This is a genomic window from Streptomyces sp. NPDC058092 (assembly GCF_042884935.1).
Taxonomy (GTDB): domain Bacteria; phylum Actinomycetota; class Actinomycetes; order Streptomycetales; family Streptomycetaceae; genus Streptomyces.
Genome location: NZ_JBHVSY010000044.1, coordinates 13,420 through 36,549 on the forward strand (window position 1 = coordinate 13,420; position 23,130 = coordinate 36,549).

The following is a 23,130-nucleotide window of genomic DNA, read 5'->3' on the forward strand; positions in this document are numbered from 1 at the left end:
GGTGTGAGGACCTAATCTGTGCAGCGTGACTTCGCCTGCCTACACGGACATCGCTGCGCCCCAGCTCAGCGCGGGGCCGCGGCCCGCCCCGGGCCCGGCCGCCGACGAGGGGCTCTCGCGACGGCTGCGCGCGCTCGCCTGCACGGCTCCGCTGCACGACCTCGATGTGCGCAAGGCGAATCTGGCCGGTGAGTACACCGTCTACGCGATGGCCGAGGTCGCACTCGCCGCGATCGACCTGGTCACGCTCAACATGGACTTCGACACGGGGGCCGACCACGACCAGATAGTGACCAGGCTCCTTCCCCGCGTCGCCGCCCAGGCCCCGGGCCGCCCGGCCGCCGAGCACGAGCGGGTCGCCCGCTGGGTGCTGGAGAACCTGATCAATGTCGGCAGCGTCGACCGCGGATTCCGTGCCGTATACGGCACTTTCGGACCCGACGGGGTGTATGTCCGTCGCGATTACGACTTCAAGCTGATCGAAGAGGTCCCGGGATACGGCGGCACCGTCTTTCTCCGGGCCACCGACGAAGCGGTCAACGTCCTGGTCGGCGCCCTCGACACGGACGTCACCAGCGCCCAGATCGCCGCCGAGGTGAAGCTGGAGGTTCTCATCAGCCGGGGCCGCCTCGCGGACGCACAGCTCGCCGCCGAACAGGCCCGCTACCGAACCGTGCAGTACGCGGAGACCCTCCGCAAGACGCTGGAGGCCACCCGGCGCAACGTCCGGGCCGTCGACTGGCTCAACGCCGTCCCCGACATGATCGCCGAGGCCCTCGACCACGTCGCCGACCGCTACCGTCACGAGAACGCGATCCTCACCAACATCCGCAAGGCGCGCGACGAGGCGGAGGAGCCCGAGCGCAAGCGGCGCGCCGCCGAGCTCGTCGACATAGTCAAGGACTGCATCCGCCGACACACCCAGCTGCAGTCCCGACTGCTGGAAGCCGGACCGCTGTTCCGCGCCGAACAGGACCGCCAGGCGTTCGCCGCCCCCACGGCCCGCAGCGGCCTCGATCTGTACGGTCAGCTGGTCGCCCCGCTGCTGCCGCTCCCCGTCGAACAGGCCATCCGCGTGACCGATGCCTTCTTCGCCCGCGGCACCGGGCTGCGCACCCCCACCTCGGTACGGGTCGGCGATCTCGTCGACATGCTGCTCACCCCGCCCCTGGAGCGGGAACACCTGGGCGCCGAAATGCCCGAACCCGATCTGATCGCCACCCCGGACGACAGCAGGTTCAGCGAGGAGCAGCTCGCGAGCGCCATGGAACTCCTCGACCTGGAGCACGACGCGCCGCGCCGGCTCTCCGGACTCCTCGCGGAGGCCCGGCGCCGCGATTCCGAACTGCCCTACCTGGTCGCCCTGCTCGCGGTGCACGCCGCGAGCCCGCCGGTCGGCACCGCCTACCGGCAGGGCGAGCAGCGCCTGTTGTTCTCCGTCGACGACGGGACGCAGCTCGACGACCCGGAGTTCGGCGGTGCGGACCTGATAGTGGGCACGGCCCTGCTGGACGCGGCAGGAATGGCCGCGGACCGCTCGGAGGCGTCATGAGCGGCGCACCCCGCGACGTACTGCTGCCGCACATCGGCCGGGGGCGTCGTCGCCCTGCCGCCGGACCGGCCGGAACCACGCCGCTCAGGACGGCTGCCACGAGCCCCGGCGCCGTCCACCCCGTACCGAAGAGTTTCCGCAGCAAGGAGCGACAGTCGTGAGCGACCACCGCGCACAGCACGCCGACGAGTGGAGCGAGCCGACCGCCGCGTACGCGACCGAGAGCACGGCGCCCGCCGACCCGGCCGGGGCCGCCGCGGCCGCACCCGTCACCCCGGCCGACGCAGCCGACGCCGCCCGGCTCGTCGCATTCGGACTGCAGCCCAAACTGCTGCCCGCGCGCGACGCCGAATACGCCGAACTGCTCCGCCGCTACCGGGAGAAGCCCGCTTTCGCCCGGCTCGCCGACGCCGTGGCGACCGGGCTCGGCCTGGTCGTGCTGGAGGTGTCCACCCGCGCGGGCATGGCCGTGACCGCCGGTGAGGACTCGGTCTTCGCCGTCCGCATGGGCGACTACGCCCGCCGCGCCTCGTCCGACTCCGCCGACCGCTTCCTGCACGGGCTCGCCCACCTCGCCGTCGCCGCGATGGCCTTCCCGCGCCCCGAGGACCTCGCCGACGACGCGTACATCGGCCGGATCACCGTCAACGGCGTCGACTCGTTTGTCCGCCAGGCCTGCCACCGCCTGGAGGAACGGGCCGAGGAGCACGGCGACAACACCGACCCGGCCACCGACGCCCCCGGGCTGGAGGCGGCCTGGCGGATCTACGCCAGGCGCAGCTCCACCGGAGCCACGAAGGACGCCCGGAGGCTGGCCGGCTCCACCACCGGCATCGTCGGCAAGGCCGTCGCCTTCCTCACCGACTCCGGCTTCCTCCAGCGCACCGGGGACGACGCCGGGGGCGCCTTCCGTACCACCGCCCGCTACCAGCTCCAGGTCCGCGACATGGCCGGCAGCGCCGCCATGGCCGAACTCCTGGAACTCGGAGTCGTACCCGTCACCGACGGAACGGCGACGCTCCTGCCGCCGCCCGACCCCGACGACCTGGAGCTGGTCGCCGACGCCGGTCTGCCGTTCCACGCCTGACCGCCCCGTCCCACCACCGCCGTCTCCCCACCACCGCCGTCTCCCCCCGCTGCCTGAACGACGAGAGTCCGCCGCCATGTACGAGCTGTCCCGGGTCCGCCTCTACTCCATCGGGCCGGCCGGTGCGCGCTATGCCGACACCGTGCTCGACCTGCGCGGGGTGGGCGAGCCCGTGCCCCATCCCGCCCCGGCCCAGGCGGAGTTCTTCGAGGAGGAGCCGGTCGGCCCGCCGCGCCGCCCCGCCCCCGCCGGGGTGCTCTTCCTGGAGAACGGCGGCGGCAAGTCGGTGCTGCTGAAGCTGATCTTCTCGGTGATGCTGCCCGGCCACCGCAATACCCTCGGCGGCGCCAGCTCCGGCGTACTGCGCAAGTTCCTCCTCGCCGACGACTGTGGGCATGTCGCCCTGGAATGGCAGCACACCCTCACCGGCGAGTGCGTGGTCGTCGGCAAGGTCAGCGAGTGGCGTGGACGCCAGGTCTCCAACGACCCGCGGAAGTTCGCCGAGGCCTGGTACTCCTTCCGCCCCGGTCCAGGGCTCAGCCTGGACTCCCTGCCGGTCGCCGAGGCCACTTCCGTGCACCGCCCGGTCGAAGGCGCCTCCGGCGCGCAGGGCCGACGGCGCACGATGAAGGGCTTCCGCGACGCCCTGACCGAGGCGGGCAAGTTCTACCAGCACCTCGATGTGCACTGGGAAGAGATCCACGACCGCTGGAACGAGCACCTCGGAGACCTCGGCCTCGACCCCGAACTCTTCCGCTACCAGCGCGAGATGAACGCCGACGAGGGCGAGGCAGCGGGCCTCTTCGCGGTCAAGAAGGACTCCGACTTCACCGACCTGCTCCTGCGCGCCGTCACGGACACCCGCGACACGGACGGCCTCGCCGACCTGGTGAGCGGCTTCGGCAACAAGCTGGGCCGCCGCGCCGAACTGACCGCGGAGCGCGACTTCACCGCGGGCTCGGTCGATCTGCTCGGCCGGATCGTCGAGGCCACGGGCACCCGTTCCCGCGCCCGCGACATCCACGCAGGGGCCGAGCGCCGTACCCGCACGCTCGCCCGCAGGCTCTCCGGCCGCGCCGGCCAGGAGCGCGGCCGGGCCGCCGAGCTGGCCCAGCAGGTCACGGGCGCGGCCCACACCGTCACCACCGCCGAACAGGCCCGCAGCCGCAGCGCCCTGATCGCGGCCGAACTGGCCTACCGCCACGCTTCGCTGGCCCTGACCGCGGCGGAGAAGGGCGCCGCCGCCCAGCGCCGCGAACTGGTCGATGCCCGCACCCTGTACTCCGCCTGGCAGGCCGCCGAGGCCGTACTGCGCCACCGTGCCGCCGCCGACCGCTCCGCACGGGTCGCCGTCGCCATTCGCGAGGCCGAGCGGGACGCCGCGCCCGCGCTCGCCGCCCGCGCCGAGGCCGCCGCCGATCTCGTACGGGCCCTGCACACCGCGGCCCAGGCCGGCGAGACGCTGGCCAACGAGGAGGAGGAGCGCTCCGACACGCTTCAGGCGGCGGGCGAGACCGCCCACCGCGACGCCACCACCGCCGCGACCGAGGCCCAGCGCGCCCGCAGCGAGGCCGGATACCTGCGCCAGCGCCTCGCCGAAGTCGAGCAGGAGACGGCAGAGGCGGTACGGGCCGGCTGGCTCGAGAACACCGCGCCGGACGCCGACCCGGCCCGCGCGGCCCTCGCCGCGAGCGACGCCGAGCGGTCCGCCGTCGCCGCGTGGGACACCGCGAGGGAGGCCGCCCGCTCGGCAGCCGACCTGGCCAGGGAAGCGGCAGCCGCCGAGAGCCGCGCCGAACTGGCGGCGGCGCGGGCCGCCGATGCCGCACAGGCGGCGGAACAGTCCTACGAGGCCGAGCTCAGGGCCGCCGAGTCGATCGCCGCCGACCACCGTCTGGCCGACCTGCTCGGCCTGCCCTCCGCGCAGGGCACCGGCGTACCCGGGCCCCGCCGCGGTGCGGCCGGCCCGGAGACGGACCTGGACGCCCCGCACGGCGCGGACCGCCAGGACCGGCACCAGGACCACGCCGGTCAGCCAAGCCACCCCGGCCACGCGGGTCAGTCCGCGTACGGCACGCACATCGTCACGGCCGAACAGCCGGCCGCCCGCGAACAGCCGCTCACTGCCGAGGAGTTCGACCGGAGCGCCGACGAACTGCGGGAACTGCTCGACCAGGGCATCGCCTCCGCCGAACGCCGCCTCTTCGAACTGCGCACCGCGGCCGCCGACGACTCCCGCATCCTCGGCGCGCTCGGCGACGGCGGGCTGCTGCCGCCCGGCCCCGACGTCCTCGCCACCGTCGAGTACCTCGGCGAACACGGCATCCCGGCCCTGCCCGGCTGGCGCTACCTCGCCCAGGCCGTCGACCCCGCCGACCACGCGTCCGTGCTCGCCGCCCGTCCCGAACTGGTCGACGGCGTGGTCATCACCGACCCCGATTCGCACGCCCGCGCCCGCGAGGTCCTGAGCGGCGCCGCCCTGCTGCCGCGCTCCGCCGTCGCCGTGGGCACCGCTGCCGCGCTGCTGGCACCTGTCCCCACCACCGGCTCGGGCGCGAGCACGGAAGGGGTGTTCCTCGTCCCGCCGAACCCGGCGATGCACGACGAACACGCCGCCGACGAGGAGCGGCAGGCCCTCAGGAGCAGGGCCGCCGCCCGCGACGAGGGCATCCGTACCCTCGCGGCCCGTCTCACGGCCGACCGCTCCCTCGCCGCCCGTATCGGTTCGTGGCGCGCCGACTGTCCGCCCGGCATGCTCGCCGAACTCGCCGAGGCAGCCCGCACCGCGCGAACGGCCGCCGAGACGGCGGCGGCCACGCTCGCCGAAGCCCGTACCGTGCGTGCCGAGGCCGACGAGGCCGCATCGGACACCGCCCGTGTCCGCGACGAACGCCAGGAGGCCGCTCAGCGCGCCCGCCGTGCCGCCGACGCGCTCGCGGGCCTCGCCTTCCGGCTCCGCGAACGGTCGGGCTGGCAGGCGAAGCTGCGCGAACTGATCGACGAAGCAGCCGAGTCGGAGGCCCGTGCCACCGTCTGTCTGGAACGGGCCCGCGCCGCCGACGAGGACCGCCGGGCCGCCCAGCGCGCCGCGGACGACGCCCGGCGCACGGCCCGCGCCCTGCGCGCCGAACGAGCCGAGATCGCGGGCGCGCCCGAGCACCTTCCGGAGCCCCGGACGGACACCCCGCGCCCCGCGCTCCCGGCGCTGCGGGAGGCCTACCGGGCCGCATCCCAGCTGTACGAGAAGGTGGGCGTCGGCGCCGATCTGCGCGCCGAACAGGCCCGCGCGGAGAGCGACGAGAGCGCCGCTCTCGCCGAGCTGGACCGGCTCACCAACAAGGTCCGCACCCGCGCCGCCCAGCTCCTCGAAGGCACGGACGGCGCCGACGGACCGTCCCGGCAGGCGGCCGCCGCCCGCGCCGAGTCCCTGGTCCAGCTCCTGGAGACCAGGGCCTCCACCGCGAGCGAGCAGCTGGGCCGGCTGCGTGGCGAGGCCGAGCGCCTGGCCCCGGTCGACGGCGAGACCCACCACACCGATCTCCCCGACGAGCTGGTTCCGGCCGACGCCGAGCAGGCCCAGACCCTCCTGCGTACCGCCACGGCCGAACTGGCCTCCGCCACCGCGACCCTGGACACCGCCCGCGCAGCCCACGCCGAGCTGCTGCACGCCCACCGCACCGCCGAGGACTCGGCGGGCGGCTTCGACGACACCGCGGCACTCCTGCGCGACCTCCTCAGGGACCACGGCGCGGACGACGAAACCGAGGCCCCCGAGCCGTACCCGGGCAGCCTCGACGAGGCCCGGCAGTCCGCCGCCGAGGCCCGCCGTTCACTGCGTGGCTGCGCCGCCGACCTGTCCGCCGCCGAAAGCGCCGTACGGGAAGCGAGCGACGTCCTCGTACGGCATGCCAACTCCAGCCGCTACGAACAGGTCCGCACCCCCGCCCGCCAGCAGATCCGTGAGCTGCTGGCCGCGGCGCTTCCCGAGCACGCCGAGAAGTGGGCCGCCGCCTTCGCGCCCCGGCTCCGGGTCCTCACCGACGAACTGGCCCAGCTGGAGCGCAACCGCGACTCCATCGTCGACCGGCTCCGCGGCCTCGTGGAGTCCGCGCTCACCACCCTGCGCTCCGCCCAGCGCCTCTCCCGGCTCCCCGAAGGACTGGGGGAGTGGTCCGGCCAGGAGTTCCTCCGGATCCGCTTCGAGGAACCCGACCAGGCGACGCTCACCGAGCGGCTCGGCGAGGTCGTCGACGAGGCCACCCGTGCCGCGCTGAAGAAGAACTCCGATCTGCGCAGGGACGGCATGTCCCTTCTGCTGCGCGGTGTGCAGGCGGCGCTGGAGCCCAAGGGCATCGCCGTGGAGATCCTCAAGCCGGACGCGGTGCTCCGCGCCGAGCGCGTCCCGGTCGGACAGATGGGCGATGTCTTCTCCGGTGGCCAGCTGCTCACCGCCGCCATCGCTTTGTACTGCACGATGGCCGCACTGCGCAGCAACGACCGGGGCCGTGACCGGCACCAGCACCGGCACGCGGGCACGCTCTTCCTGGACAACCCCATCGGCCGCGCCAACGCCACTTATCTGCTGGAACTCCAGCGTGCGGTGTCGGACGCCCTCGGTGTGCAGCTGCTCTACACGACCGGTCTGTTCGACACGACGGCGCTCGCCGAATTCCCGCTGGTGATCCGGTTGCGCAATGACGCGGACCTGCGGGCCGGGCTGAAGTACATCAGAGTGGAGGAGCACCTTCGCCCCGGGTTGCCGCAACAGGACCCGAACGGCGAGACGGTGCACGGCGAGATCACCGCCACCCGCATGTTCAAGCGCTCCACGACACCGCCCGACACCGCCCGGACGCCCTCTTTGAACTCGTCCGACGAGTAACGACGAGCATCAGGGCGCAAGCGGCAAGGACGAGAGCCCCGAACCCGGCCTGATCCGCCGGACGGACCCGGCACCGGACGGGCCGGGCACTGCCAGGGCCCGGCGCCGCTCGGGCCGACGCCGCTCAGGCCTGCGAAAGGCTGCCCGCGCGCCGGCGGCGTATCCGTGCATCGTCCCGCTGCGCGGACCTCGCCGCCCGCCGGGCTCTGCGCCGCTCGCGGCGCAACTGCCGCGCCGAACTGCTCGGCACGGACACCACACCGTTGCGCTGATTCCAGACCTGCCGGGTGACCCAGACATCCAGCACCGACCAGGTCGCGACCACCGTGCTGCCCACACTGCTCAGCATCAGCGGAAAGGACAGCCAGGACTCCGTCAGCGTGCACAGGAACGCCACCATGGCCTGGATGATCGTCAGCGACATGATGAGCACGGCACGCACGGCAGCCGTACGGACCGGGTCCGGCATCCGCCGACGTGTCGCGGGCTCTTCCACCCAGAGCTGCCGACGCTCCTGGCGTGGAATCTTCGCCCCGCCGGTCGCTGCCGAGGCCGCCGCCGCGACTGGTGCCGACGACACCGGGCTCCGACGCTCTTCCGTATCCAAGGACTCTCAACTCCCCACCGCTGCCCGACTTCAGGGTTGCTGCCCGGCATGCGCCGTTTCTACGCGGGCGGATCGGACCATCCTGCCCTGAGCACTCCCCGTGTTTCCCCTGCCCGTACAGAGAGACGAGTGACCGGCCGAGAAGATTCCCTCGAACCGTCATCGAACGAAGAATTCCAGCCAACTGCCCTCCCGGACAGTGCGATGCTCTGACAGGTCTCTTCTGCCGCTTTCGCGGATTTCATAGCACGGAATACCCGGACAACTCGCGATCGACGCTGGGGAGTGAGGCTGAAAAACGTCCCGGACATCTCTTCGAGTTGCCTCGCTGCCAGTAGTAGGCTCACGCCGTTTGCTGACGGAACACGACCCCCGGCCCGAGGGGTCGGTCTGGGGGAGGCCATGCGCTTTCGCGGGAAGTCCATCCGCAGGAAGATCGTGGCGCTGCTGTTGGTGCCGCTCGTCTCCCTCACCGGACTCTGGGGATTCGCCACTTTTCTGACGGGGCGTGAGGCAAGCCACCTGATGAGCGCGAGCACCATCGTGGAGAAGGTCGGTCATCCTCTGGAGGACACCGTCCGCGCCATTCAGGACGAGCGCCGTCAGACCCTGGTCTTTCTCGCCGACCCCAGGGCGTCCAATGCCCTCCCCCTCCTGCAGCGCCAACGAGCGGTCACCGACCGCGTCGTGGCGGATGTCCAGGACAGCGCACGGCAGAAGGACATTCGCAACGCACTGCGGCCCGAGGACGAAACGCAGCTGAACTCGGTTCTCGGCACGGTCGAGGGTCTTGGCGCGCTCCGTGATTCGGTCGAGAGACGCACCATCGACCGGCTGAAGGCGATGGAGTTCTACGACCGTCTCATAGACCCCTGTTACCGCTTTCTGACCGGTCTCCGCACGATGGAGAACGTGTCGATGGACAAGCAGGTCCGCGCGCTGGTCGGCATCTCACGAGCCCGCGAAATGCTCTCCCGCGAAGACGCCCTGGTCGCGTCGGCGCTGATCGCCGGCCGGCTCACCGCCTCCGAACTGCGACAGATTTCCGACCTCGTGGCCAATCGCAAGCTGCTCTACGAGATCAATGGCGAGATGCTTCCCTCGTCGGAGCGTCAACGCGTGGAGCAGTTCTGGGCGAGCCCGGACAGCGAAGCGCTGCGGACCGCGGAGAGCGCGCTCATCAATGGCGGTCCCACCCAGGACCCCCGGGCGGTCGACGCCGAGCGCTGGCAGGAGGTGGCCCCGTCCGTCCTGGACCGGCTGGCCAACGACTCCACCGAGATGAACAACCGCTTCCAGGACCGCGGCAGGCCGGCCGGCTACAGCGTCCTGATCAAGGCCGGTATCGCGGGCGTTCTCGGCTTCCTCGCCCTGCTTGCCTCGGTGTTCGTCTCCGTACGCATCGGCCGCGAGCTCATCCGTGACCTCTCCCGGCTCCGCAAGGACGCCCATGAGGTCTCGGGCGTACGGCTGCCGAGCGTGATGCGCCGCCTCGCCGCCGGTGAACAGGTCGACGTCGAGACCGAGGCACCGCACCTCCAGTACGAACGGGACGAGATAGGCCAGGTCGGTCAGGCACTCAACACCCTGCAAAGGGCGGCCGTCGAAGCCGCGGTCAAGCAGGCGGACATGCGACGCGGCGTGTCCGAGGTCTTCGTCAATCTCGCCCGCCGCAACCAGGTGCTGCTGCACCGGCAGCTGACGCTCCTGGACACCATGGAGCGCCGCACCGAGGACACCGATGAACTCGCGGACCTCTTCCGCCTCGACCACCTCACCACCCGCATGCGACGCCATGCCGAGGGGCTGGTGATCCTCTCCGGCGCCGCACCGTCCCGTCAGTGGCGCAAGCCGATCCAGCTGATGGACGTGGTTCGGGCAGCGGTCGCCGAGGTCGAGGACTACGAGCGGATCGAGGTCCGCCGGCTGCCCCGCATCGGTGTGGGCGGCCCCGCCGTCGCCGACCTCACCCATCTGATCGCCGAACTCCTGGAGAACGCCACCGTGTTCTCGCCCCCGCACACCGCGGTGCAGGTGCTCGGCGAACGCGTCGCCAACGGCTTCACGCTCGAAATCCACGACCGGGGACTCGGCATGGCTCCCGATGTCCTCCTCGACGCCAACCTGAGGCTCGCCGAGACCCCCGAGTTCGAGCTCTCAGACACCGACCGACTCGGTCTCTTCGTGGTCAGCCGCCTCGCTCAGCGGCAGAACGTCCGGGTCTCGCTGCAGACCTCTCCGTACGGTGGCACGACCGCGGTCGTCTTCATCCCGGCGGCGCTGCTCACCGACGCCCCGGACACCCACGGCACCGGATTCCGCCTCGACCGCCGGTCCGAGAAGTCGATCGGCAGCGGCGGAAAGGCGGCCGGCCAGGGACCGGGCAGCGACAAGGACCGCAGGGAGGGAGTGCCGGACCGCCGGGCCACCGGCAGGCCCTCCGGCCTCGCCCCCGTTCCCACCGGTCTCGTGGACCCGGCCCTCCTGGACGGGCCCGTGGAGCTCGAAGGGCCCGTGGAAGCGCTGGGCTTCGAGAGCGATCCCGTGCTCGATCCCCTCCTGGAACCCCTGCTGGGCGGCGCGTCCGACATCGACGACACCGAGAGCGAACGCGGCGGCATCTTCCGGGCCCGCGACCTCCGGCGCGAAGGTGACCGCGAACAGCACCAGCAGGCATCAGACCAGGCGGGACGGCCCGAGGCCGGGGTACGGGCGATGCGCCCGGGCGGCCCGGTTCCGCTGCCCCGCCGCAGACCGCCGACCCTGGTCACCGACAACGGCCGTCGGGTCGACGAGGCGGGGCGCGCCCACTCCACGACCGCCGAGCACGACAGCTCACCCAGCCCGGAGGCTCCCACCACAGATGCCGGGATCAGGCCGTCGGCCGCCGGCCCGTGGCGCTCCGCCGCCGACACCGGTGGGCCCACCGAGCCGCGGCAACCCACCGAACCCCGGGAGCCCACCGGCTTCCGGAAACCCACCGAGCCCGCTCCAGCGGCTGAGTCCGCCACGCTCGACGAACCCGCGCCTGCGACAGCCCCGAGCGCGGCCCCCGAGACAGTGGGCGGCCTGCCCCGGCGCATCCGGCAGGCGAGCCTCGTCCCGCAGCTCCGCGAAGTCTCCGGCGGCCGCGATGCGGAGCCGTCCCGTTCGGAACCGGACCAGGACTTCGAACGCGATGCGGACGAGGTACGCAGTCGTATGGCTTCGCTCCAACGTGGCTGGCAGCGCGGCCGGCGGCAGAACGCCGAGGACGTGACCGGTCCCGGTGACACAGCACGAGGAACCACTCCGGGAGGGGACGGTCGATGACCGCACCGAACGCCGCAGCACCCGACGCCGCACGCCAGGGCTCCGACCGGCTGAACTGGCTGCTCGACGAACTCGTCGAGCGCGTCGCCAGCATCCACAAGGCGCTGGTGCTCTCCAGCGACGGCCTCGCCACCGGTACGTCCGAGGGCCTGACGCGCGAGGACAGTGAACATCTGGCAGCCGTCGCCTCCGGATTCCACAGCCTCGCCAAGGGAGTGGGACGCCACTTCGACGCGGGCAGAGTCCGCCAGACCGTCGTCGAACTCGACGAGGCGTTCCTCTTCGTCACGGCGGCCGGTGACGGCAGCTGCCTGGCCGTGCTGGCCGATGCCGACTCCGACGTCGGCCAGGTGGCGTACGAGATGACGCTGATGGTCAAGCGTGTCGGTGCCCACCTGGCCAACGCTCCCCGGACGACCGGATCGGCCGCCGGGGGGTGAGTGGACGGCATGAGCGCTGACTCCTCCAGATCTCCGGCCACGTCCACGGACCCGCAGGCATCGCGCTGGTACGACGCCGATGCGGGGCCCGTGGTCCGTCCGTACGCGATGACCAGGGGCCGTACCAGCAGCGCCTCCCGTCATCGGCTCGACCTGATCGCGGTCGTCGTCCCCGAACCCGCGGCGGACGACCCCGGCCGGGACCAGACGCTTTCCCCGGAACATGTGGAGATCGTCGAACTCTGCAGTGACATGCCCCAGTCGATCGCCGAGCTCGCGGCCGGCCTGGACCTCCCCGTAGGGGTGGTCCGGGTGCTGGTCGGTGATCTCGTCGAGGACGAGCTGGTGCACGTAACCCGTCCCGTTCCGCCGGCAGAGCTGCCGGACGTGAACATTCTTCGCGAGGTGATCAATGGCCTTCGGGCGCTCTAGCCGCAACAGGCGGCCCGTTGAGCCCGTTACCCTGAAAATCCTGGTGGCGGGCGGCTTCGGAGTGGGCAAGACGACTCTGGTCGGCGCGGTCAGCGAGATCAGGCCGCTGCGTACGGAGGAGAGACTCAGCGAGGCGGGCCGCCCGGTGGACGACCTGGCGGGCGTGGAGGCGAAGACCACCACCACCGTGGCCATGGACTTCGGCCGGATCACCCTCCGCGAGGACCTGGTGCTGTACCTCTTCGGCACCCCGGGGCAGGACCGTTTCTGGTTCCTGTGGGACGAACTGGCTCAGGGCGCGCTGGGCGCGGTCGTGCTCGCGGACACCCGGCGGCTGCAGGAGTGCTTCTCGGCGGTCGACTACTTCGAGCGCCGTGCGATTCCGTTCGCCGTCGCCGTCAACTGCTTCGAGGGAGCGGGAAAGTTCGCCACCGAGACGGTGCAGGCGGCACTGGACCTCGACCCCGAGGTTCCGGTTGTCATGTGCGACGCACGCGACCGCTCCTCCGCGCGGGACGTGCTGGTGACGGTCGTCGAGCATGCGCTGGCCCGCGCCGAGCACCCCCGCGAGCCCGCCACGATGTGACGGCCCGTACGGTGACGACAACACAGCAACGCGGCCCGCACCCCCGCCGACCGGGGTACGGGCCGCGCGTCTCTGCGTGACTGAGCAAGGATTTTTCACCCGGCATGATGGGCCGTCAAGGCTGCGGACAGCAACGGTCAGCGGTTGTCGGCGAGCCACTTGGCGGCGGTCTCCGCCAGCTCCCGGTCGCGGCCTGCCAGCATCATCCGGATCATCTGTACGTCGCCCCGCAGTGACCAGGCAGGATGTCCTAAGGTGGCCGGATTGTTCTTCTCGATCAGGAAGTGCGCGGGCCAAGCGGTCCCGTACCCGATCAGCGGCAACGCGGCCGCGTACCTCTTGCGTCCCCGCGCCAGGCCGTACGCGGTGACCGCGAGCCCGGTGAGGGTGCCGGTCAGATGGACCCAGCGGGTCGCGGCCCTGGAGTGCATCGCGACGTAGTAGGGCCAGAACTCTTCGTAGGAATCGAATGTCTGTTGCGGCATACGGGCACCGTAATGGCTCGAGCGGCAACCGGAAACGGCCGATCCGCGTCCGAGAGGGAGAGTGGGCGGCCGGAACCCGCGGAGGGGCGTCCCGGCCGCTCTTTCTCCGCACTCGTTTCAGTGCCCCGCGACGGACCTCCTGGCCACCGGGAAGTCGAAGAAGGTGTCCGGGAACAGCTCGGGCTTGAAGGTGTAGTGCCACCATTCCTCGGCCAGATTCACAAAGCCGGCGTCGGTGAGCGTCTTCTTCAGGAACTGCCGGTTGGCGCGCTGAGTTCCCTGGATGCGCGGGTCATCCGTGTGGGAGAGCGTGTCGAAGCAGTCGAATCCCGTGCCCATGTCCACGGAGTTGTCCGGGAAGCGCTCGGCCTGGGGTGCGTAACAGGGCACCTGCTTCCGGCCCGGCAGATACGGCCCGGTCGGCGTGGCGGGCAGTCTCACCAGCGTCAGATCCACCGTGCTGCCGCGGCTGTGTCCGGACTTCTCCGCGATGTAACCGTCCGCGAACAGCCGGGTCTTGTCCACGTGGGGATAGAACTCTCCCTTCATCGTCTCGTCGTCGAGATCCTTCGCCCACCGCACGAAGTGGTCGACCGCCCGCTGCGGCCGGTAGCAGTCGTACACCTTCAGCGAGTAGCCCTGCTCCAGCAGCCGGGTCTGCGCGTGGTGCAGGGCCAGGGCCGCGGGCCGGGCCAGGATGCAGAGCGGCTGGCGATATCCCTCCACCGGAACGCCCATGAAATTGTGTGCGGTGGGGTAGCGCATTTCCTGAATGATCGTCGGATCCACCGAGCGCAGCGCGACGAACTCCTCGGGAGCCTTCGGCTCGGGCCTCGCCTGTGCCACGGGGGCGGTGGCAGCGACGGCGAGCAGGGTGGCGGCAGCGGCGGCCAGGACACGGAAAGCGGAAGCAAGACCTGTCATGAGCACATAATCCAGTAGTACGGGGAGCCTTGCAGGCGATCGGATACAGTCCGCGCGTGTCCGCACCCACGAGCAACTCCGAGAAACCCGCCAAGGACTCCCACTGCGGCAGCTGCGGAGCACCGTACGCCGCGTCGACGTCCCCCGTCGCCTGGCCCCGCACCTGTGCCGTCTGCGGCGACACGGCCTACCGCAACCCGCTGCCGGTCGCCGTGGCCCTGCTCCCCGTCACCGACCCGGACGGCACCGGACTCGTCGTCATCACCCGCACCATCCCGCCCCACCGCGGCTGCCACGCTCTCCCCGGCGGCTTCATCGACCACGACGAGGACTGGAAACACGCCGTCGTACGTGAACTGCACGAGGAGACCCGCATCGAAGCCGACGAGGAGGACGTCCGCCTCGCCGACGCCCTGAGCGCCCCGGACGGCCATCTGCTCCTCTTCGGCCTGCTCCCCGAACGCCCAGCCGGCGCGCTCCCGCCCTCCGCGCCCACCGATGAGACCTCCGGCTTCCATCTGCTCCGGGCACCCACCGAGCTCGCCTTCCCCCTGCACACCCGGGCCGTCCGCGCGTGGTTCGAGGGCGGCTACCACTGACCCGGCCGGCCCGCCGCGTCCTACAACCCCCGCACGCGCACGGGGCCGTTCACCGGCCCCTCCTCACCCTCCCGCTCCACCACAACCGTCCCGTCCACCAGGCGCGACGTATACCGCTCGACCTCCGCCCGCTCCCAGCCGTCACCCGCGTCCCGGACCACCAGACCGCCCCCACTGCGCCCCGCCGCCGGAGCCCACACCTCCAGCTCCACGCCCCCGTCCGCGCCCCGCACGGGCAGCACCGAACCGGCCCGCGCCAGCACCGGCACCCGCGACAACGGAGCGTCGAGCAACACCTGACCCGGCCCCTCGTACACCTCACCCGTCGCCGTGTCGTACCAACGCCCCCGTGGCAACCGCACCGCCCGGCGGTCCGCACCACGCTCCAACACCGGCGCCACCAGCAGGGCGTCACCCAGCAGGAACGCGTCCTCGCACTCCCGCAACGCCCGCTCACCGGGCGCGCCCCACCAGAGCGGTCGCACATACGGCGCACCCGTCAGCCGGGCCAGCTGCGCCAGGGTCACGAAGTACGGGCGCAGCCGCTCCCGCTCCTCCAACGCGGCCCGCGCATGCTCAAGCACCCGCGGCCCGAACTCCCACGGCTCCCGCCGCCCCGCGTCGATCGCCGCATGGGTACGGAACAACGGCAGATACGCACCCAGCTGGAACCACCGCAGATACAGCTCAGGCGACGGCGACCCGCCGAACCCGCCCACATCCGGGCCCGAATACGGAACCCCGCACAGCCCCAGCCCCAGCACCAGTGCCAGGGAGGCCCGCAGCCCGGGCCAGCTGGTCTCCACATCACCGGACCAGGTACCCCCGTACCGCTGCATCCCCGCCCAACCGGAACGTGAGAACAAAAACGGACGTTCCTCCGGCCGCAGCCGGCGCAGCCCTTCGTACCCGGCACGCGCCATGGCGAGCCCGTACACATTGTGGGCCTCGCGGTGATCACCCCCGCGGCCCTCCAGACAGTGCCGCGCCGACCGCGGCAACGTCGGTTCCCCGAACGCCGCGAACGACACCGGCTCGTTCATGTCATGCCACACGCCGGAGAACCCCTGAGCAAGCCGCTCCTCGTACAGCCCGCCCCACCACTCCCGTACCTGCGGATCGGTGAAGTCCGGATACACGCACTCACCCGGCCACACCTCCCCGCGCACCACCCGCCCCCGTGCGTCCCGGACGAACGCCCCGTCGCCCCCGACCGCCCTGCCCGAGTCGAACACCGCGTTCCCCGGCTCCGCCTTCACCGCGGGATCGACGATCGACGCCAGTCGCACCCCGTCCTCCCGCAGCTCCTTGGCCAGTCCCGGCAGATCGGGAAAGCGCTCGCGGTCAACGGTGAACACCCGATGCGTGTCGTAGTGGTCGATGTCCAGATGCAGCACGGACAGCGGCAGCCCCCGCTCCCGGTACCCGGCGACCACCCGCCGCACCTCCTGTTCGCTCCCGAAGCCCCAACGGGCATGCTGCGGACCCAGCGCCCAGGACGGCGGGAGCGCGGGCGCACCCGTCAGCGCCGTCCAGCTCTGCAGTACGCGCGCCGGCGTGCCGGCCATCACCCAGCAGCGCAGCGGCCCGCCGTCCATCCGCACCTCGCACATTCCCGGACGGTCATGGCCGGATCCCGCGCCCTCCTCGCCCTCGCGCAGCGTCACCCGCCCCGACCAGGAGTTGTCGTGGAACACCAGATGCGTCCCCGCGTCGGAGACCACCAGCTGCACCGGCATCGTCAGATACAGCGGATCGTCACCCGGCCCGAAGCTCCCACCAGGATCGGTGTTCCACAGCCTGTACACACCGTCCCGCAGCCGCGGCCCGGACGCCCGCCCGCCGAGCCCGAAGAACCGGGCATCCGCCGGCACCTCGGACCGCTGCACCCACCGAGCGGCATCACCGGCGACCGGCTCCCACCAGCGCGGCGGCAACTCGCGCCGGAGCACCACCCCGCCCGGAGTACGCAGTTCCACGGCCCCGTGCCGCGACACCGCAACGGTCAGCCGCTCCGAGACGACCTGCCAGCCGCCGTCCTTGTCCGGTTCCAGCTCGGCCCGCGGATCCGGCTCGGGCCCCGCCCCGGCCAGCGCGTACGACGGCAACGGCTCCGCCCCGTCCCAGCCCCAGAACACCGCCCCGCCCACCGCCACCCGGACCCGCAACTCCGAACGCGCGAACCGCACCACGCCCCCGCCCGGCCCCGGCTCCGCCCCCACCACAAGGCCCGGCACTCTCGCCCGTTCCGCGCCGCGCCGGGGCAGCGCCCGCGCATCCGCATTCCGACGCCGCCAGGAGAAGCACACCGTGCGCAGCCCCCGCACCGAACCGACCATCTTCACCGAGCGCACCAGGTCACGACCGTTCATGCAGCTCACCCTGCCACCCGACAGGGCCGGCGCGGGCTGCGTTCAACTTCCGTTCACCCGTGGCCGGACCACATGTCCGGACACGCGACCATGGGTGGTGAACCCTGGTGCGAGAGACGATCACATGGCATCGTCCGTAAAAGCCGCCTCACGCGCACACCCCAGCACGTGTGCGCGCGTCCCACGCCCACCCCGCGTACCCGTACAGTCAGGGAGCCGCCATGACCGCAGCAGCCAACGAAACCCCCCTCTGGCAGCCCGGCCCCGACCGCATCGCGGCCGCCGCCGTCACCCGCTTCCAGAACTGGGCGGCAGAGCGGCACGGAGCACCGGCCGAAGGCGGCTACCCGGCGCTGCACCGCTGGTCGGTCGACGAGCTCGACACCTTCTGGCAGGCCGTCGCCGAATGGTTCGACGTACGGTTCTCCACCCCGTACGAATCCGTCATCGGCGACCGCACCATGCCCGGCGCCCAGTGGTTCCCCGGCGCCACTCTCAACTACGCCGAACACGCCCTGCGCACCGCCGAGGACCCCCTGCGCGCGGACGCCCCCGCCCTGATCCACGTCGACGAGACCCACACTCAGGTCCCCATCTCCTGGTCCGAACTCCGCCGCCGGGTCGGATCGCTCGCCGCCGAACTCCGTGCGCTCGGCGTCACACCGGGCGACCGCGTCAGCGCCTACGTCCCCAACATCCCCCAGGCCGTCATCGCGTTCCTCGCCACCGCGGCCGTCGGCGGCGTCTGGACCTCCTGCGCCCCCGACTTCGGCGCCCGCAGCGTCCTCGACCGCTTCCAACAGGTCGAACCCGTCGTCCTCTTCACCGTCGACGGCTACCGCTACGGCGGCAAGGAACACGACCGCGCCGATACGGTCGCCGAGCTGCGCCGCGAACTCCCCACCCTGCGCGCCGTCGTCCACATCCCGCTGCTGGGCACCGAGGCCCCGGAAGGCACCCTCGACTGGTCCGCCCTCACGTCCGCCGACACCGAGCCCCTCTTCGAACAGGTCCCCTTCGACCATCCGCTGTGGGTGCTCTACTCCTCCGGCACCACTGGACTCCCCAAGGCGATCGTCCAGTCCCAGGGCGGCATCCTGCTCGAACACTTCAAGCAGATCGGCCTGCACTGCGACCTCGGACCCGACGACCGGTTCTTCTGGTACACCTCCACCGGCTGGATGATGTGGAACTTCCTCGTCTCCGGCCTGCTCACCGGGACCACACTCGTGCTGTACGACGGAAGCCCCGGCTACCCCGATGTCAGCGCCCAGTGGCGCGTCGTCGAACAGACCGGAGCGACCCTCTTCGGTACCTCCGCCGCCTACGTCATGGCCTGCCGCAAGGCCGGCGTCCACCCGGGCCGCGACTTCGACCTCTCCCGCGTCCAATGCGTCGCCACCACCGGCTCCCCGCTCCCGCCCGACGGATTCCGCTGGCTCCACGACGAGGTGGACGACAACCTGTGGATCGCCTCCGTCAGCGGCGGCACCGACGTCTGCAGCTGCTTCGCCGGCGCGGTCCCCACCCTCCCCGTACACATCGGCGAGCTCCAGGCCCCGTGCCTCGGCACGGACCTCCAGTCCTGGGACCCCGCAGGCAAGCCCCTCGTCGGCGAGGTCGGCGAACTCGTCGTCACCGCACCCCTGCCCTCCATGCCCATCCGCTTCTGGAACGACCCCGACGGCAGCCGTTACCACGACAGCTACTTCGACATGTACCCCGGCGTCTGGCGCCACGGCGACTGGATCACGATCACCGAACACGGCTCGGTCATCATCCACGGCCGCTCCGACTCCACCCTCAACCGCCAGGGTGTACGGATGGGCTCCGCCGACATTTACGAAGCCGTCGAACGGCTCCCCGAAATCCGCGAATCCCTCGTCATCGGCATCGAAGAGTCCGACGGCGGCTACTGGATGCCTCTCTTCGTCCACCTCGCCGACGGCGCCGCGCTCGACGACGACCTGCGCGACAGCATCAAGCGGACCATCCGGGAGAACCTCTCCCCGCGCCATGTCCCGGACGAGATCATCGAGGTCCCGGGCATTCCGCACACGCTCACCGGCAAGCGCATCGAGGTTCCGGTCAAGCGCCTCCTGCAAGGCACAGCCCTGGCCAAGGCGGTCAGCCCCGGCTCGATCGACAACCTCGAACTCCTCCACTTCTACGAGGACCTCGCCCGCAAGCGTCACTGACCGGCCGCGCTGTCAGTGCCCTTGACTACTCTGAGTGAGCAATGATCGACAGCGCACTGGGGGAGTCATGGCGCAGACCAGGAACACCAAGCACGACAAGACGAGCAGGACCAGCGGGTACTTCCGGTCCGGCACATCCATGCGACGCACGCTGCGCCGCGAAGCACCCAGCACCATCGGCCTCCTGGCCGACGAGCAGGACTTCGCGGCGATGCGGCGCTACCGCACCTTCACCTTCGACGACCACACCATCTATCTCCAGCAGGTGGAGGGCCTGCTGAAGGCCCTCGCCGCACAGGGCATGCACGCCACGGTCGCCCTCTTCGACCCCGAGGAGTACGCGGAGTTCTGCACCGAGTCCGGAATCGCTGCCGATGCTCCCGCCAGCCGTAGCCGCTTCACCGCCGAAATCGCCTCGGCCGGCGCCACAGTCGCGTACACCGGCCAACCCATCGACACCCTGATCCCGCTCCTGGTCAGCCGAGCCGTCCGCCGGGCCACCTGGGAGTACGCCACGATGACCCTGGCCGACCTCGGAGCCTGCGCGGACTGCGGTCAGGACATCGGCCGCGCTGCCTTCGACCGGGCCTCCCACCTCCTGCTGCGCATGCTGGAGACGGCCGGCCCGGGTACCCACCACCTCGTCTGCAGCACCCCCACCGAGAACGAGCACCTGCTCGCCGTCCTGCACACCGAGCGCGACACCACGGGGCCCGCTCGCCTCGAATCAGCGGAAGGAGCCGAGTTCGTCACGGTGCTCGCCGTCGGCATCGCCCTCGAAAAGCCCGGGGGAGTCGTACTCCGCACGAGCAACCCCGGCACCCAGGACCGGGTCCACGGCTGGCGGCTGGCCCGCGGCAGCCTGGCCCCGCTCACCGCCGGCGAGGTCTTCAACGCCTACTGCACCGATGCCGACACCGGCGAACCCGTCTCCCCGGAGTCACACGTGGAGTACTGCGCGGGCTTCGACCTCGGCACGGACGAACCGGAGGCGCACCACTGACAGGCCGAAGGGGCTCCCTGCCACCATCGGCAGAGAGCCCCTTCACCACAGACGCCGCGGGGCTACTCGCCCGACAGCACCGCCTGAGCCGCTACCCGCGCCTCTTCGGCGGAGTCAGCCGCACGCGCGGCGGCAGCGGCACGCTCGCACTGCGCGAGCGTGTACTTGGCCAGCGTGGCGCGGACATAAGGAATGGACGCGGCACCCATCGACAACGACGTCACACCCAGCCCCGTCAGGACACAGGCAAGCAGCGGATCGGAGGCGGCTTCACCACAGACACCACAGCTCTTGCCCTCGGCCCTGGCCGCCTCCGCCGACATCGCTACGAGGTCGAGCAGCGCAGGCTGCCAAGGATCCTGCAGCCGCGACACCGCACCCACCTGACGGTCGGCGGCAAAGGTGTACTGCGCCAGGTCATTCGTGCCCAGCGAAAGGAACTCAACCTCCCGCAGGATCGAGCGCGCGCGCAGGGCGGCGGACGGAATCTCCACCATCGCGCCGAACTTCGCCGCCAGCCCGGCCGCACGGCAGGCATCGGCAAAGGCCTTCGCGTCCGCACGGTCCGCCACCATCGGAGCCATGACCTCGAGGTGGACGGGCAGACCTTCGGCCGCCTTCGCCAGCGCGGTCAGCTGGGTCCGCAGCACCTCGGGGTGATCCAGCAGGCTTCGCAGCCCACGCACACCCAGTGCCGGGTTGGGCTCGTCCGCCGGCGTCAGGAAGTCGAGCGGCTTGTCGGCACCGGCATCCAGCACCCGCACCACGACACGTCCCTCAGGGAACGCATCGAGCACCGCCCGGTACGCCGCGACCTGCTTCTCCTCGGACGGCGCCTGCTTGCTGTCGTCCAGGAACAGGAACTCGGTACGGAACAGCCCCACGCCCTCCGCACCGGCCTCGACGGCAGCCGGCACATCGCCCGGCCCACCCACATTGGCGAGCAGCGGGACCTTGTGACCGTCGGAGGTCGCACCCGGACCGGACGAAGCGGACAGCGCGGCCTTGCGCGCCGCAGCGGCACTCTCCATCTCCGCACGCTTCTCGGTGCTGGGCTCGACGAAGATCTCACCGGTGCTGCCGTCCACCGCGACGACCGTGCCCTCGGCCAGCTCACCGGCCCCGGGGAGCGCCACGACGGCGGGCACACCGAGTGCACGCGCCAGAATCGCGCTGTGACTGGTCGGCCCGCCCTCCTCGGTCACGAAGCCGAGCACCAGTGCAGGATCGAGCAGCGCCGTGTCGGCCGGAGCCAGGTCCCTGGCGATCAGGACATAGGGCTCGTCGCTGTCCGGCACACCGGGCATCGGCACACCGAGCAGGCGAGCCACGATCCGGTTACGCACATCGTCGAGGTCGGCGACCCGCCCCGCGAGGTACTCGCCGGCGTTTGCGAGCAGCGCCCGATAGGCGGCGAACGCGTCGTAGACGCCGCGTTCGGCGGTGCTGCCGACGGCAATGCGCCGCTCCACATCAGCAATCAGCTCGGGGTCCTGCGCCATCATGGCCTGGGCCTCGAGCACATGCTGAGCCTCGCCACCGGCAAGATTGCCGCGCGCGATCAGATCGGCCGCCACCGCTTCCACAGCCTGGCGAGCGCGCCCCTGTTCGCGCTCCGCCTCCTCGGCAGGGATCTGCTTGGCCGGTGGTTCGAGCACCGCCGTACCCATATGACGAACCTCGCCGATCGCCACTCCGTGGCTCACACCGACGCCTCGCAGCGTTGTCTCCATTGCACCCGTCTCCGGTTGTGCGGTGGTCCATGCCTCCGCGGTGGATATCCAGTCGGCTGTCATCGAGCCGGGTCCGTCACTGCCAACCGAACAACGTGTCGCCCATCTTCACGTCGCCGTCCTCGCGGACATCGGAGAGAGAGTCGGCGGTGGCTTCCAGCGCGACGATCGGGCACACGGGGGACTTGCCGGCGGCCTCGACGCCCGCAGGGTCCCACCGCACGATGCCCTGACCTCGGGTGACCGTGTCCCCCTTGTTCACGAGCAGGTCGAAGCCCTCGCCATTGAGCTGAACAGTGTCGATGCCGAGGTGGACGAGCACCCCGTGCCCGTGCTCGTCCACGACGACGAATGCGTGCGGGTGCAGGGAGACAACGATGCCGTCGACCGGTGCTACGGCCTCGGACGGCTCGCGCTGGGGATCAATGGCGGTTCCAGGGCCCACCATCGCGCCGGAGAAGACCGGGTCCGGTACCGCAGCGAGCCCGATGGCACGCCCGGCAATAGGGGACGTCACAGTGGTCATGGGGAACCTCCCAGGGGTGGAGCTCGAATGGCGCCGTCATGGCTTGCAGACGACGGCGTGCTGTCCAGCAGAGTAAGTCATAAGAAGTCCCGGTTCCGCCCGAGTCCTGGCGGTTCGCGGCCTTAGGAGGGCACCGGAAACGATTTGCCTCGACTCCCGTCTGCCTGTACTGTCGTATTCCTGCCTGGCCCCAACACGACTTCGAGTCGGGGGTCGGCGGCGACTTTTAAGCCCTGACTTTAACCTGGATCGGCACCTGCATGTCTGCAAGGGGCTGGTCAAGGGAAAAGGAAAGGCCTGATAGAGTCGGACTCGCCGGAAAGGGAAACGCGAAAGCGAAGAACTGGAAAGCAACCCCCGCTTCGACCGGGAATCGGACACGAAAGAGTCTG

17 protein-coding genes are annotated in these 23,130 nt (G+C 71.2%); 11 read left to right on the forward strand and 6 right to left on the reverse strand.

The annotated features are described in order from the left end of the window. The first annotated feature begins 25 nt into the window (after positions 1 to 25). From ACFVV1_RS39135 to ACFVV1_RS39150, 4 genes are all read left to right on the forward strand, one after another. Positions 26 to 1,552 carry a hypothetical protein gene (locus ACFVV1_RS39135; RefSeq protein WP_389999945.1) on the forward strand — a complete coding sequence of 509 codons (1,527 nt, stop codon included), beginning with the start codon at positions 26 to 28 and terminating at the stop codon, positions 1,550 to 1,552. Then, positions 1,549 to 1,713: a hypothetical protein gene (locus tag ACFVV1_RS39140; RefSeq protein ID WP_389999948.1), complete on the forward strand. Its 165-nt coding sequence runs from the start codon at positions 1,549 to 1,551 to the stop codon at positions 1,711 to 1,713. The genes ACFVV1_RS39135 and ACFVV1_RS39140 overlap by 4 nt, the downstream gene beginning before the upstream one ends. Continuing rightward, a complete protein-coding gene (locus tag ACFVV1_RS39145; protein WP_389999951.1) occupies positions 1,710 to 2,639 on the forward strand; it encodes a hypothetical protein in 930 nt (309 codons plus the stop codon). Before ACFVV1_RS39140 ends, ACFVV1_RS39145 begins: the two co-directional genes overlap by 4 nt. A 76-nt stretch (positions 2,640 to 2,715) precedes the next feature. Then, positions 2,716 to 7,521, forward strand: a complete 4,806-nt coding sequence (locus ACFVV1_RS39150; protein WP_389999954.1) for a hypothetical protein — start codon at positions 2,716 to 2,718, stop codon at positions 7,519 to 7,521. Between the two features lie 124 nt (positions 7,522 to 7,645). On the opposite strand, the gene ACFVV1_RS39155 is transcribed toward ACFVV1_RS39150, so the two are convergent. After that, complete coding sequence (locus ACFVV1_RS39155) at positions 7,646 to 8,128, reverse strand: hypothetical protein (RefSeq protein WP_389999957.1); 483 nt, start codon at positions 8,126 to 8,128, stop codon at positions 7,646 to 7,648. 402 nt (positions 8,129 to 8,530) lie between these two features. Here ACFVV1_RS39155 and ACFVV1_RS39160 point away from each other — a divergent pair, with 402 nt between their 5' ends. From ACFVV1_RS39160 to ACFVV1_RS39175, 4 genes are read left to right on the forward strand one after another with little or no spacing between them, the layout of a single operon-like run. Beyond that, positions 8,531 to 11,440, forward strand: coding sequence for a nitrate- and nitrite sensing domain-containing protein (locus ACFVV1_RS39160; protein WP_389999960.1), 2,910 nt, complete (start codon positions 8,531 to 8,533; stop codon positions 11,438 to 11,440). Continuing rightward, the gene (locus ACFVV1_RS39165; protein WP_389999963.1) at positions 11,437 to 11,880 is read left to right on the forward strand and encodes a roadblock/LC7 domain-containing protein; all 444 of its coding nucleotides are present in this window, start codon (positions 11,437 to 11,439) and stop codon (positions 11,878 to 11,880) included. Before ACFVV1_RS39160 ends, ACFVV1_RS39165 begins: the two co-directional genes overlap by 4 nt. A gap of 9 nt (positions 11,881 to 11,889) precedes the next feature. Next, a complete protein-coding gene (locus ACFVV1_RS39170; RefSeq protein WP_389999965.1) occupies positions 11,890 to 12,312 on the forward strand; it encodes a DUF742 domain-containing protein in 423 nt (140 codons plus the stop codon). Continuing rightward, entirely contained in the window at positions 12,293 to 12,898 is a 606-nt protein-coding gene (locus ACFVV1_RS39175; protein ID WP_389999967.1) for an ATP/GTP-binding protein, read from the forward strand. The genes ACFVV1_RS39170 and ACFVV1_RS39175 overlap by 20 nt, the downstream gene beginning before the upstream one ends. Positions 12,899 to 13,035: 137 nt before the next feature. On the opposite strand, the gene ACFVV1_RS39180 is transcribed toward ACFVV1_RS39175, so the two are convergent. After that, positions 13,036 to 13,383 carry an Mpo1-like protein gene (locus ACFVV1_RS39180; RefSeq protein ID WP_389999969.1) on the reverse strand — a complete coding sequence of 116 codons (348 nt, stop codon included), beginning with the start codon at positions 13,381 to 13,383 and terminating at the stop codon, positions 13,036 to 13,038. Positions 13,384 to 13,500: 117 nt separating this feature from the next. After that, a complete protein-coding gene (locus tag ACFVV1_RS39185; protein ID WP_389999972.1) occupies positions 13,501 to 14,307 on the reverse strand; it encodes a M15 family metallopeptidase in 807 nt (268 codons plus the stop codon). A 56-nt stretch (positions 14,308 to 14,363) separates the two neighbouring features. Between ACFVV1_RS39185 and ACFVV1_RS39190 the strand changes: the two genes are divergently transcribed. Continuing rightward, entirely contained in the window at positions 14,364 to 14,906 is a 543-nt protein-coding gene (locus ACFVV1_RS39190) for an NUDIX domain-containing protein (RefSeq protein ID WP_389999974.1), read from the forward strand. Between the two features lie 20 nt (positions 14,907 to 14,926). On the opposite strand, the gene ACFVV1_RS39195 is transcribed toward ACFVV1_RS39190, so the two are convergent. Continuing rightward, positions 14,927 to 17,278 carry a glycoside hydrolase family 31 protein gene (locus ACFVV1_RS39195; RefSeq protein WP_389999977.1) on the reverse strand — a complete coding sequence of 784 codons (2,352 nt, stop codon included), beginning with the start codon at positions 17,276 to 17,278 and terminating at the stop codon, positions 14,927 to 14,929. A gap of 221 nt (positions 17,279 to 17,499) precedes the next feature. Here ACFVV1_RS39195 and ACFVV1_RS39200 point away from each other — a divergent pair, with 221 nt between their 5' ends. After that, entirely contained in the window at positions 17,500 to 19,476 is a 1,977-nt protein-coding gene (locus tag ACFVV1_RS39200; RefSeq protein ID WP_389999980.1) for an acetoacetate--CoA ligase, read from the forward strand. Positions 19,477 to 19,543: 67 nt separating this feature from the next. Beyond that, positions 19,544 to 20,479 carry a hypothetical protein gene (locus ACFVV1_RS39205; RefSeq protein WP_389999982.1) on the forward strand — a complete coding sequence of 312 codons (936 nt, stop codon included), beginning with the start codon at positions 19,544 to 19,546 and terminating at the stop codon, positions 20,477 to 20,479. 62 nt (positions 20,480 to 20,541) lie between these two features. Here the strand turns inward: ACFVV1_RS39205 and ptsP are convergent, their stop codons facing one another. Together ptsP and ACFVV1_RS39215 are read right to left on the reverse strand one after the other, a co-directional pair. Continuing rightward, entirely contained in the window at positions 20,542 to 22,212 is a 1,671-nt protein-coding gene (gene ptsP, locus ACFVV1_RS39210) for a phosphoenolpyruvate--protein phosphotransferase (RefSeq protein WP_389999985.1), read from the reverse strand. A gap of 76 nt (positions 22,213 to 22,288) precedes the next feature. Then, positions 22,289 to 22,738 (reverse strand): PTS glucose transporter subunit IIA, encoded by a 450-nt coding sequence (locus tag ACFVV1_RS39215; RefSeq protein ID WP_389999988.1) that lies wholly within the window; start codon positions 22,736 to 22,738, stop codon positions 22,289 to 22,291. Positions 22,739 to 23,130 lie beyond the last annotated feature (392 nt).